At 36.0% G+C, this 12362-nt stretch carries 13 protein-coding genes; 2 read left to right on the top strand and 11 right to left on the bottom strand.

Features of this window, described 5'->3' with window-relative positions; genetic code table 11:
• Positions 1-75: 75 nt before the first annotated feature.
• The 10 genes from DDF69_RS04030 to DDF69_RS03985 form a co-directional block, all read right to left on the bottom strand.
• Positions 76-819: a LytR/AlgR family response regulator transcription factor gene (locus tag DDF69_RS04030; protein WP_081906405.1), complete on the bottom strand. Its 744-nt coding sequence runs from the start codon at positions 817-819 to the stop codon at positions 76-78.
• Between the two features lie 60 nt (positions 820-879).
• Positions 880-1155, bottom strand: a complete 276-nt coding sequence (locus DDF69_RS04025; protein WP_114819640.1) for a 2TM domain-containing protein — start codon at positions 1153-1155, stop codon at positions 880-882.
• Positions 1156-1182: 27 nt separating this feature from the next.
• The gene (locus DDF69_RS04020) at positions 1183-1479 is read right to left on the bottom strand and encodes a 2TM domain-containing protein (RefSeq protein ID WP_114819639.1); all 297 of its coding nucleotides are present in this window, start codon (positions 1477-1479) and stop codon (positions 1183-1185) included.
• Between the two features lie 123 nt (positions 1480-1602).
• Positions 1603-2172: a methyltransferase family protein gene (locus DDF69_RS04015; protein ID WP_114819638.1), complete on the bottom strand. Its 570-nt coding sequence runs from the start codon at positions 2170-2172 to the stop codon at positions 1603-1605.
• 36 nt (positions 2173-2208) lie between these two features.
• Positions 2209-2514: a 2TM domain-containing protein gene (locus DDF69_RS04010; RefSeq protein WP_114819637.1), complete on the bottom strand. Its 306-nt coding sequence runs from the start codon at positions 2512-2514 to the stop codon at positions 2209-2211.
• 4 nt (positions 2515-2518) lie between these two features.
• A complete protein-coding gene (locus tag DDF69_RS04005; RefSeq protein ID WP_114819636.1) occupies positions 2519-3832 on the bottom strand; it encodes a 2TM domain-containing protein in 1314 nt (437 codons plus the stop codon).
• 139 nt (positions 3833-3971) lie between these two features.
• Positions 3972-4631: a hypothetical protein gene (locus tag DDF69_RS04000; protein ID WP_114819635.1), complete on the bottom strand. Its 660-nt coding sequence runs from the start codon at positions 4629-4631 to the stop codon at positions 3972-3974.
• Positions 4632-4682: 51 nt separating this feature from the next.
• The gene (locus tag DDF69_RS03995; RefSeq protein ID WP_114819634.1) at positions 4683-6929 is read right to left on the bottom strand and encodes a TonB-dependent receptor; all 2247 of its coding nucleotides are present in this window, start codon (positions 6927-6929) and stop codon (positions 4683-4685) included.
• Between the two features lie 92 nt (positions 6930-7021).
• Positions 7022-7924, bottom strand: coding sequence for a GyrI-like domain-containing protein (locus DDF69_RS03990; RefSeq protein ID WP_114819633.1), 903 nt, complete (start codon positions 7922-7924; stop codon positions 7022-7024).
• Positions 7925-8014: 90 nt separating this feature from the next.
• Complete coding sequence (locus DDF69_RS03985; RefSeq protein WP_114819632.1) at positions 8015-8659, bottom strand: 4'-phosphopantetheinyl transferase family protein; 645 nt, start codon at positions 8657-8659, stop codon at positions 8015-8017.
• Between the two features lie 244 nt (positions 8660-8903).
• Here DDF69_RS03985 and DDF69_RS03980 point away from each other — a divergent pair, with 244 nt between their 5' ends.
• Positions 8904-9407, top strand: a complete 504-nt coding sequence (locus DDF69_RS03980; protein WP_114819631.1) for a superoxide dismutase family protein — start codon at positions 8904-8906, stop codon at positions 9405-9407.
• Positions 9408-9461: 54 nt separating this feature from the next.
• Here the strand turns inward: DDF69_RS03980 and DDF69_RS03975 are convergent, their stop codons facing one another.
• Positions 9462-11591 (bottom strand): carboxy terminal-processing peptidase, encoded by a 2130-nt coding sequence (locus DDF69_RS03975; protein WP_114819630.1) that lies wholly within the window; start codon positions 11589-11591, stop codon positions 9462-9464.
• A gap of 341 nt (positions 11592-11932) precedes the next feature.
• Between DDF69_RS03975 and DDF69_RS03970 the strand changes: the two genes are divergently transcribed.
• Positions 11933-12103 (top strand): lmo0937 family membrane protein, encoded by a 171-nt coding sequence (locus DDF69_RS03970; protein ID WP_110008970.1) that lies wholly within the window; start codon positions 11933-11935, stop codon positions 12101-12103.
• The last annotated feature ends 259 nt before the right edge of the window (positions 12104-12362 follow it).

The following is a 12362-nucleotide window of genomic DNA, read 5'->3' as shown; positions in this document are numbered from 1 at the left end:
ATAAAATAGGGCCAGGAATAGTTTAAAGAATAATAATATAAGATCCATGGTGTTTGTTTTTTAAGTTTGTCGTTATCAACTGACCAGCCAGTCTTTAAAATCTTTTACACGATCTCTGCTGACCGTTATTTCCTCTTCAGGCTGAAACTCAAGGTCCACTTTGTAGTAGGGCGAAGTATGAATGTTTTTAATATAATCTGAACTGATAATAAACTGTCTGTTCACCCGGAAAAACTTTTTTGTATCCAGAACATCTTCCAGCTCATCAAGCGTAAAATCTGACGGATAGGTACGGTCTTCAGTCTGAAGATAAACGATTTTATTCTCACTGAAAAAACAGCTTATTTCGTGAGTCTGAATAATCTTAAGGTTATACCCTATTTTTACCAGCACTCTGGAAAGGGTAGATTTTTCTTTTCGGATTAACTGTTTGATATCCTGAGAACCATTGGTGTCATTGGCAGGAATGAAAGATTTAAATTTCTCCACTGCTCCTTCCAGGTCTTCATCAAGGATGGGTTTTAAAAGATAATCAATGCTGTTCAGTTTAAAAGCTTTCAGGGTATATTGGTCAAAGGCTGTCGTATAGATAATGAAACCTTTGGTAGGTGCTTTTTCAAAAATATCAAAAGACAATCCGTCACCCAAAACAATATCTGAAAAGATCAGCTGCGGATGTTCGTTTTCAGAAAACCAGGCAACACCTTCTTCCACTGATTCTATTTTGGCAACGATCTCTATTTCAGGAAAGTTATTCAACATTCTCTCTAATTTCCTTGAAGCAGGTTTTTCATCTTCGATAATGACAGTTTTGATCATTGAGTTTAAGTTTTGGTTTTCAGATTTTAGGAAATAAAGTTATATAAAAGTGGACAGATTTTAATAGTGTATCGTTTTTTTCTCTTTTCTGAGTTCTTTTTCAATCATATCTTTTTCCCATTCGGAATCAAAAAGAAAAAGTTTTATCGCTTTTACGAGAATAATAAACCCCCAGATTCCAAGGATTGTATATCTGTCAAACCAATGAAAGCTGATCATCTTTTCGCCAAAAATATCATCAGGAATGATCAGAACGGCGAATAGGGCAAATATAAAAAGGCTTTTATAGAATTTTCTGATGTTGTGGGTTCTTGTGTGGGCAGTTTCGTAATCCATGATTTATAAGTTTTAATTTATTAACTTTTAAAATGTTTTAATTTTTTGCTTTTCATCCTTCTCCATCAACTCTCTGATTTTTCTTTCCTCCCAGCTTTTACCAATTCCAAATACGTTGATGGCATGAAATGCAATCCCTATTCCCCATCCCAGTGCAGGCCATAGAAACCATAAATATCCGGGAGCAGTCATCAGATTCAGTATTGCAAGGAAAGGAATGACGATACCATAAGAAGTAAGGTTTCCATAAAATTCTTTCAGGTCTTTCACTCTTCTTGAAGCTTTTCTGTAAGCAATTGTTTCTTTGTCAGGTAAAATTTCCATAATGATTTGTTTTAAAGGTTGATTTGTCTTTTCTTGAATCAAAGGTAGTTCAGGAAAGGTTCATCAATCAATTTTATATTACCGAATGGTAGATTATGCTATCCGAATCGTAAAATCCTGTAATTAATAGATAAAAGGGATCAATTTTTTGGTGCTTTTTCTGTATTCAATATATTCATCCCCGAACTGTTCTATCAGCGTCTGCTCTTCAATTTTTATTCTGTAGGCAAAGGCTAAAAACGGAGGAACAAAAGCAAAAATCAATGACAACCAGTTATTGAGATACAAACCAAGGCCGAGAGAAGTAAGCAGCGAAAAAGCATAGGAAGGATGTCTCAGATATTTATAAAACCCTTCTTTTTTGATTTTATGATCCTGTCTGATGGTTACATCTACTGTAAAATATTTTCCCAGAGATCTGATGATGATGTATCTGACAATGATCCCGATAAGAATAAAAAGTTCGCCAAGATAGAGAATCCAAATTCCATTAACTATCGGAAAATGAGTATTGTAAAACATAAATACTGAACTTGCAATAGAAAACGGAATGGCCAGCCATAAAATATTCAGTGTAGATTTATCCTTATTCTTTTGATCTTCTTTGCCGGACTTCAGCATGTTCTTGTAAAGGAATTCCGTGAGAAACCAGGCGGCCATTGAAATGTAGAATAGAATTGATAAAGTATTCATTTTTCAGAAGGTTTTTAAGATTAAACGCTATTCCTTTTAGTGATCTTTTTGTTTATCCATCAGTTCTTTGATCTTCTTATCTTCCCATTTTCTGATAAAATTAACACCAGGTAGAAAAACGGTAACTGCATGTGCTGCAAGCCCTATTCCCCAGAAAGTAGCAGTAAAAAAGTTTTTGAACTGAAAATAACTTTCACCAGGTTTCAGGTGCATACAATTATAGACAACAATCAGAGCATTCACTGCGATATAAGCGAATACATGTCCGTAAAACCCACGCAGCCTTTCTACCTGTCTTCTTGCCCGTTGATATTCAATATTGTTTTCGTTAAAAATTCCCATGGTTCTATTTTTTTTGTTTGTTCATAATTTCACGGATCTTTTTTTCCTGCCAGGATTCTCCAACGCCAAACACCTGAAATGCGTGAGAAGCAACGCCAATTCCCCATCCCAGTACTGGAAACCAGAACCAATGATTTCTGCTGCTGGTAAAAAGATTAATAAAGATTAAAAAGGCACTTACCGTACAGTAAGAAATCAGGTTCATATAAAAACTCTTAATCTCTTTTACTCTCTTTTGTGCCCGTTTATAGGCGGCAGAATCATCCTCAGGTTTTGAGGTGGAAACTTGTGGTTTAGCCATCAGCACCGGAAGTTTAACTTTAAAATGATCTTCGGATTTTTCGATGAATACATTTCGTTCTGTAAGAAGGGAATAACGCTGTACAATATTTGCCAGCCCAATTCCCGAGCTTTCTTTGATCTGTTCTCTTACCTGAAGATTATTTTCAATGCAGAGGGTATTTCCGTCCGAAAAAATTCTGATAACCAGAGGTTTTGATGATGTAGCAAAATTATGCTTGATACAATTCTCCAGCAATAGCTGCAAAGCCAATGGAACTACATATTTCTGATAATCCTCTTGAGCAACATCGAAGGTAAAATCTACACTGTCTTCAAACCTTGTTTTCAAAAGTTCACAATAGGTTTTTGCAAATTCTATCTCATCTTCAACGGTTACCAGTTCTTTATCTTTTTGTTCAAGTACATATCGGTAAATCTTTGACATTGAAGCGGTAAACTTTTGTGCCTGTCTTGGATTTTCATCAATCAGTGAGCTTAAAACATTCAATGAATTAAAAAGGAAATGCGGATCCAGCTGATTTTTTAAACTTTCAAACTGGGCATTGGCGGACTTGGCGATAAGCTTCTGTTCCACCACTTCTTTTTTGGAAGTTTTCTTCAGTTCTTCCATAAAGCCTTTTGCATGAAGGAAAGCAGAAATCAGAAGGGCAATATTGATCATAAACCAATTGGTAACGCCATATTTGGAGGAAAAGAATACTTCTGTGGTTGCTGTTTTCTGGATCACTACATAGTTCATATAATTACAGAAATACACCAGAATAAAGTTTCCGATAATAATGGAAATGATACTTAAGACCGCTCTCGTGCGGGTAGCTTCAGACCATGGGAATTTTCTGTTGAGAAATTCATTGATAAATCCGTTTCCAAATCCCAGAACAAACGAGTACATGGTGGAAAGGAGCAGCGTAATCAAAAAAGTCTGCAAAGTTTTTTCATCATTAAAAAACAAAAAGAAAAACAATGTAGTTCCCAATGATGTCCAAAGTAAGGTTGTAAAATATTTACGCTTCATGATCTGTTTTCTTGACTCAAAATTAGTTTTTATTAAAGGTATCAAAAATTAATTGTTACCGAAGGGCAGATTTTCTTTTCTGAATGGTATAAAAAAACCTTCACGAATGAAGGTTGATAGGTATGAAATACAGAGAAAACTATTTTGCTTTTTCTGCCGGTAAGCTTAAGAAATAATCGGCTTCTCCCCTTCCCCAGTTAGGATCTAAAGCTGTTTTGTGCTTGTAGGTTTTAAACTTTGCCTGAGCCTCTTTAAACATCTCCAATCCTTTGGTTTTGCTGCCTCCGTACTGTTCAGGAGTAAAATAGACATCTTCCGCTTTGATTAATGCAATTCTAGGATTTGAAGGATCTAATTTTTCTGCAATATTCATTTCCTCAGCAGCTCTTGCCCCGTCTGTCATATAACGTTGTGCAGGATTCACCATCATTCTCAGAGAATAAGACATTTTTCTCAACAGGTGAATTTCTGCATTATCAGTTCCTGCAAGATTCTGAGCCATTGAAAGATGTTTTTCAGCCTGATCCGCAATACCATCCAATTCCTGCATTTTTCCGTCTCTCATCAGGGTTCTTCCTTTTTGGATATAAGAAAATGCTGCATAGTAAGCCGGAAGCCATTTTGTGCTCTCTTTACTTCCTATTCTCTGGAAATCATTCGCCAGAGTCTGGAAATCTTCTGAGGTTTTGCAGGTTTCTATTCTGGCTATTTTTTCAGACATTATTTTGTCATAATCTGCTTGTGCAAAAGCAGTTAAGCTCACAAAAGCTAAAGCAAAGCTTAAAAGGTATTTTTTCATGATATCAAATTTTAAAAGTGAGTTATGTTTGTTTGTTCTAAGATATGTTTTTTATAAATTATTATTGATGGCATCATCTGTTTTATCTACTCCGAAGCTTATAAATGCTCCGATGAAAACAAAAGTGTTGACTGGCGGAACAATGGCAGAACTTCTTGAACCGTTGGCTGAGAAATTATAGCCATATATATTTTTTGATCCTAAGATATTACTGATGCTCAATACAAATACCGGAAAAGCTTTTGCATCTTTTTTACCGATATTCGGAAGATAATTGACGCTGAAATTCAATGCGTTGTAATCCTTAAGTCTTCCTTCATCCCGGATAAAATTTACAGCTTTTCCATCTTTAAATGTGGAGGCAATGTCATAATAGGGACGTCCTTTGGCGTAGGTGTAAGATAAATTGACCCCAAGTTTCCATTCCGGAATAAATCTTTTTGCTACTGCTGAAAGGGTATGTTCTGCCGCAAAACTTGGCTGCAGGCTTACCGGATAATTCAGGAAATCTCTTTTGGAATCCAGATAAGAATAGCTGATCCAGTAATCGATATTTTCAAAGGTCTTTTTATTATCTCTCCAGAAAAATTCCAGTCCTTTTGCATATCCGTAGCCACCATTATTTAAAGCGTTCTGAATCTGCTGATTTTGCTCTTTGTTCTGGATAATATTGAACGTCTTGATCAACTGGTCATATTTCTTGTAAAATGCCTCAAAACGTAAAGTTCTGCCTTCTGAAGCTCTTTGAACCTGAAAAATATAATGCTGTGATTTCTGGAAGCCAAGATTAGCAGGTCCATTGATGTATTTACTTTCCGGATTCTGATAAAAAATCCCGTAAGCTAACGAAGTGGTCCAGTCTTTTGCCAGACGGTATGCAATTGCAAAACGAGGTGCAATATTATCCTTCCCTAAAAATGAAGAATGTTCTGCTCTTATCCCTATTTTCGCTGACAAAGCATTGCTGAAACCGAGATCAGTTTCCACAAAAGCAGAGGAGATCAAATCTTTATAATGTTTCTGTACTGCTTCAAAATTCAGATTTTCATCGGTATTATTCAGCTCAATTCCTCCTCGTACGGCACTGATTCTGTTTATCTTTCTTTCAAGAACAGCTTTGAAATTCAGATAATTTCCATCAGTCAGAAGCTGGCTTCTGTTGGATTCAACATCATTGGTTTCTGTTGAAAAATGAAGATCCGATCTGTTGTAAGAATAAGAACCACCCACATTCAAAAGATATTTTCCGAATTTCTGTTTAAAAGAGAGATTATGAAAAGTATTTTTACCATTAAGTTTTACCAGGCTGAAATCGGATCCAGGTTCAAGGCTTTCTGATCTCACCCCCATTTTATTGGAGTTGAACATTCCGTAATATTTGAAAAAGCCTCCCGACTTTGTTTTAAATCTGAAATTGAGATCTCCGTTTAAACCTTGTGGTGCTTGAACAAAATCGGTATTAAAATTAAAGACTTTCTGCATCAGGCTTAAAAGCGAATATCCTGCTGTAGCTCCGTAGGAATAGTTTTTATTATCTCCTAACTTCTGAAATCCTGCACTCAGAAAAATAGGAGAAACCCCAAAGTTATAGGAAGTTTCATCCGGAAGATCTACACTTTCCAGCATCAATGCTCCTGAAAGAGCCTGCCCGTACAAGGCAGAATAACCGCCACTTGAGAAGATATTTCCTTTAAAAAGAGAAGTATTGAACTGATCTCTTCCTGCAATCCCCGGAACAGAATTAGAAAAATAATTATTGATAAGACTTCCGTCCATAAAGATTTTAGATTCTGTTCCTGTACCCCCACGAATGAATAACCCTTCCGTTCCTCCTACTTTTTGAACTCCAGGAAGATAGGTCAAAGCCGAAGATATCTGTCCGTCTGCTCCTGCTGTGGTATAAATATCAATGGGAGTAAGCAATGCTGTTGCTCTTTTCTTATCGCTGGCTTCAATAGATCCTGCAGAAACGACTACTGCATCTATTTCACTAATCTGTTCTTTTAGATCAATATTCAAATAAACATCCTGATTTTCAATAGAAACGGTTCTTTCTACGTTTTCATATTTCGGATGGGTAAAGGTAATTGTGTGAGCTCCTTTTTCTGAAGTTTCGAACGTAAAATTACCCTGCGCATCTGTTGTTGAACCATCATAGGTATCTTTCAACGTAACATTTACTTCAGCTACTCCTTTGTTTTTGAAGGATACTTTTCCTGAGATTTTCACCTGGGAATATCCCATAATGGAGGTGAGAAGAAGAATCAGAAACAGTATGTTTTGTCCTTGTGTTTTCATTTTTATTGTTTTCTGGGTCAAAAATAGTACGGGAAATGCCTTTCTGTAAAAAATTTATTACTGAAAGGCATTCTTTTGCTACCGAATGGTAATTAATGAATCGGAATGCAAAAATCCACGATCATCTTCCCTTCCGGATGTTCCTTAAAATTGGTGTGATAGATTTCATAGGGAAAGGTTCTTCTTGTAGTGTAATTGTTTTCATTCATCCATAAAAACAAAGAAACCCAGCACTGCTCAAAGTCGGCGAGAGTAACTTCACCGCTTCCTACAATGTATTTTCCGCCCTCTAAAGTTTCTGCAAAGACTTCTCCTTCCTGCTGAGTCAGTTTCTCATCCAAAAGCATGCAGGCATGAATTCTGACCTTATCGGGAGGCGTTATTTTGCAGCTGTCGTGATAAACAGAAATCATTTTAAGATTTTCGCGGGGAAACAGTTTTTTCTTCTTTGCCCAGTCTATTAAGATGTTGAAAGAAGGTTCTACGTTGGCCATTCCAAGGCTCATAACGGAGACCAGATTCATTTCCGGCATTTCTTTTACTTCGATTTTTAAATGCATTTTAGTCCAGTTTAACAGGTTTTCAATATTGCAAATGTATTGGCTGAAAACCGTATCAACTTGTCCGTTCTTGCTTTGTATTTGTAAAATCTTGTGAAATTTTTCAGGAGCCGATCTGCGGAATTCTGTTGGAGCGAGACCGTAATATTTTTTGAATGTTTTGCAGAAAACAGAATGATTGGAGAAACCAAGATCCCAATAGATCTCCTTGATGTCCATATTTTTATGAACCGCCAGGTGAAGGGCACTTTTCTCTATTTTCTTTCTGATGATATAATTCTGAAGGGTTTCTCCTGTAACCAGCTTAAAGATTCTGTGAAAATGAAAAGGAGAATAGGCGCTTACCTCTGAAACTTTTTCCAGAGAAAGATCCGAATCAATATGGCGATCAATATATTGAATGGTTTTTACAATCCGTTTTTTATATTCTTCCACTTCAAAGGTGTTAATTCACAAAGATATTTCTCCGGACCGGAATGATGTTGTCTTTTATTGCTATTATCAGAAATCGTTTTCTCTTTTACATTAAATTTCTATTTCAAAGTACTTAATAAGAGGAGTTATATCTTTAATTTTCTGATCAGAAGAAGCCATATAACTGTGATAATCTTCATGGATAAAAATCTCTCTGGTAAAGAATTTTTCATCTTCAATAATACATTCATTATGCAAGATTTCAAAAGAATCCAGAGGTAACATCATTCCCGCTCCATGGGCTTTTATTACCGCTTCTTTTCTCGTCCAATACATAAAGAAACTCTTTATTTTATCCTCAGAATCATGAATTTCCTTGAACTCATTAGCAGTCATTTGAAATTCAAAATCCACATAATTCATTTCAGGATCATTAAATTCCACATCTATTCCCAAAGGATATTCTGCAATAGCACAGACCACAAGATCCTTGGAATGCGAGATATTAAAATGAAGATCAAGTCCTTTTAAATAAGGCTTTTTGTTCGGAAGAGTTCCTATTTCTGCTTCAGAGATATTATAGTAAGTCTTCAAACCATATTGCAGAAGGACTTTTCCCAGCAAAGAAAGCTGTGAATCCTGCCACCTCCTGTACCTCAGGATATCCTGTCTGATTTCCATAGAAAAAGCAGGCAGATACCTGTCCAGAAGAGGCTGATGTTTTGTTTCATTGATGAACGTATACAGAATAATCATTTTCTATTTCTTTGCGCCTCCTGGATTTGATTTATAAGTGGCTTTCTATCCACTAAAATAAGCTTTTTTTTACCTCGTTTTAAATACAGTTAGCCTCCAGAGCTAAGTTTCAGAATTTAAGGATAAAACAGGCTGTATTAAAGCAATCATTCCAATTAAGTTTTTCAAAAAAGAGTGAGATCATAAAGCCCTTTGGAAAATCTTTTTTAAATTTATCGTAAAATCACTATAAATCATTGAACAAATGAAAGTACAAACATTAGCATTATTGGCGGGATTTGCAGCTTTTGCCGTTTCATGCGGAACCACAAAAACGTACTCTGTAAATGCCAAAAGCGGAACACAGACAGGAGGAACGGCGAAGTTTACTCAAAATGGAAATGAAGTAACCATGAAGCTGGATATTACCAACCTTACTCCCGGAATCCATGCAGTACACATTCATGAAAAAGGAGATTGCTCTGCAGCAGACGGAACTTCTACAGGCGGTCACTGGAATCCTTCGAAGAATGATCATGGTAAATGGGGTGCTGAACATTTCCATATGGGAGATATAGGAAACCTGGTTGCTGATCAGAACGGAACGGCGACATTGACTTTCAAGACAGACAAATGGTGTCTGGGTTGTACAGATGAGTCCAAAAACATTATTGGAAAAGGTCTTATTGTACACGCTGCAGCAGATGATTTCCATACCCAGCCTACCGGAAATGCCGGAGGAAGAGTGGGATGTGTAGAAATTAAGTAATCTACTTTATTCAATAAAAAACCGCTAACCAAAAAGATTAGCGGTTTTTTATGTTTAGGATTTAGCCCCCATATCTGATACAATATTCATTGCTTCCTGCAGGTAAAGATCTTTTTTCAGATTCTTGATCCACATTTCAGATTTTTTCTTGAAAGCTTCGTCTTTTTTCTCTCTTTCAATTTCACTTGGATACATCATGAACTGAAGACCATTTTCAAATTTTGTCAATGCTTTGAACTTTTCAATCTGAGATTTTCTGTTCTTCATCAGCTCATTGAACTTGGTAATATTCAATGTGATATTTTCTTCTTTATCCAGCTTTTCTCTCCACTGAGCAGATTCCAATAACAACTGGTAATTGCTGTTTTTAGCCATTCTGTCTGCACTTGCCTTTTCCAGTGCCTGGATATTGAAATAGTTCAGTTTCTGGAATTTTGTAGGAGGAATTTTATCCCAGGCCAATGCATAATCATCATATCGCTCTCCTACTTCAGCATACGTAAAGAAGTCTTTCATCTGGATATCAGACACGATTCCTTTTCTCTGTGTAGATTCTCCGGTAATTCTGTAGAACTTCTGAATTGTCAGTTTAAGAGATCCGAAATCATCTTCTGTGTTCAGGAATCTGTTCAGATCCACAAAAGTCTGAACGGTTCCTTTTCCGAAAGATTGTGGAGATCCGATGATCATCGCTCTGCCATAGTCCTGCATTACTCCTGCAAGGATTTCTGAAGCTGAAGCGGAAAGTTCATTTTGCATAATAACCAACGGACCTGTCCAGATCGGAGTTTCGTTTTTATTCTTAAGCGTTTGGATTTTTCCGTTTCCGTCTTTCACCTGAACGTAAGGACCTGCTTCCATGAAAAGTCCCATGATATCTCCTACTTCAGTTAAAGAACCTCCTCCATTATTTCTAAGGTCAAGAATGATTCCCTGAATATTCTGTTCTTTAAGCTTAATAATTTCATTTTTGATGTCATCAGAAGCGTTTCTTCCTTTGGCGTTTTCAAAATCAGCATTAAAGCTTGGCAGGTTGATGAAACCATACTTTTTACCATTTGGAGCATTCACTACAATACTTCTTGCAAATGTATCTTCAATAGCAACTTCTTCACGGATCATCGTTACATCTTTAATGGTACCGTCTTTTTTCTGAACCGTTAAGGTTACCGGAGTTCCTTTTTCACCTCTGATCAAACGTACTGCTTCATCAGAAAGCATTCCTACCACATTTACGGCATCTTCTTTTGGTTTAGATCTTACTTTCAGGATTTTATCACCTTCAGAAAGCTGTTTCGACTTCCATGCCGGTGCTCCAATAGTAAGCGCTCCTAAGTAAAGATTTCCTTTTTTCTCCTGGATCAGAGCCCCGATACCGATTACTTTTCCGGTAAACTGAGTATCAAAATCTTCTTTATCTTTTGGAGAATAGTAGTTGGTATGTGGATCGAATACTTCTGTATAAGCATTCATATACACAGTAAACCAATCCATTTTCTTTCTCTTTTTGAATCTCGTGAAAGTATCTTTTACAAGGTCTTTTACTTCATCAGTCGCTTTTTTGATCTTCTCGTCCTGAGTAAGTGGCTTAAACTTGATCGTATCTTTCAGTTTGTATTTCTGAACAGAGTCTTTCTTTTCTTTCTGAGCTTCTTCTTTGCTGTTCATCGACTCAACTTCCTGAAGGATATTGTATTTGATGAATTTTTTCCATTCATTATACTGTTCCTGTTTGTTGGCAGGTACTTTTTTCAGTTTGGGCTCAAGAGTAAGCGTTTCATCTTCCTGAAGATTAATCGGCTTACTGAAAATATCCTGTGTGATTTTATCAATCTCATCCACTCTTTGGTATAGCCTGTCAATCGTAAGCTTATAGAATGTAAGATCACCTTGTCCGATATAGTCATCAAGCTTTGTTTCATGCTTGCTGAATTCATCCATATCAGATTGAAGAAAATATCTTTTGGCTGGATCTACCAATTCGAAATAATGCTTATAAACGTCCTTCGAATAGGCATCATTGATAGATTTCGGGCTATAATGCAGATAAGAAAGTGTGTTTTTTACGCTCACCATTATCGTCTGCATCTTTTCATCGTCATTCTGTGGCGAGTTGAAACAAAACATTAGACTGGTTAATGGAATCAGGAGTAAAAATTTATTCAGTTTGAAATTTTTCCACATAAACTGTCTTTATTTATTAATTTTTTTAAAATAAGTATAATAATTAGTAGCAGTAAGTCTGGTACTGTTACAAATGATCAAATTTAATACCTTATTTACAAATATCGACAGTTTTGACGATTTTTATTTAAAGAGATTTGCAAATAACCGAGACAGTGTCAGCCATTTCCTATTATCAGGCTATTTGATGACAAAATGATACAGATCGCTCTTTTCTCAGGCATATTTAAGTTTTACTTTTTTAATTAAAAAACAATTACACATACCACAAAAATCAATTTCATATAATAAAGGCATAAAATATGCAGAGAATTAACCATACAAATTCAAAATATTAAGTTATGAAAAGTTTATTATGGTTAGTAGCAGTCATCTGCATCGTTGTTTGGCTATTGGGAATGCTAGGAGTTGTTCCCGGAATGAGTACAGGTTATTTAATTCACGTTTTACTGGTGATCGCCATTATTGTTATTCTTTATAATATCATTTCCGGCAGAAAACCTCTCGACTAGTTTATTATTTTGTACAACCACTTAACATTAAAACTATCAGGCTTTACAGGTGTTATTCCCCGGATACCAAGAAATTTTATAGGGGAAATACCTGTAAAGTTTTGAGTTTGATGAAATAAAATTCATCTTAAATTTCCTTCATTTCAGTTTTATTCTCTGCGCTTTGTGATTTTCCTTATCTATGTTCACCTCTTCATTCTACAGGCCATAGTATGAGAATCTTATTCTCATTTCACAGCAGCCAATCCCAATCTGGTAT

This window comes from Chryseobacterium sp. KLBC 52, assembly GCF_003347605.1.
GTDB lineage: Bacteria > Bacteroidota > Bacteroidia > Flavobacteriales > Weeksellaceae > Chryseobacterium.
Note: the sequence above shows the minus strand (reverse complement) of the source record. Positions and strands in the feature narration are given on the sequence as shown.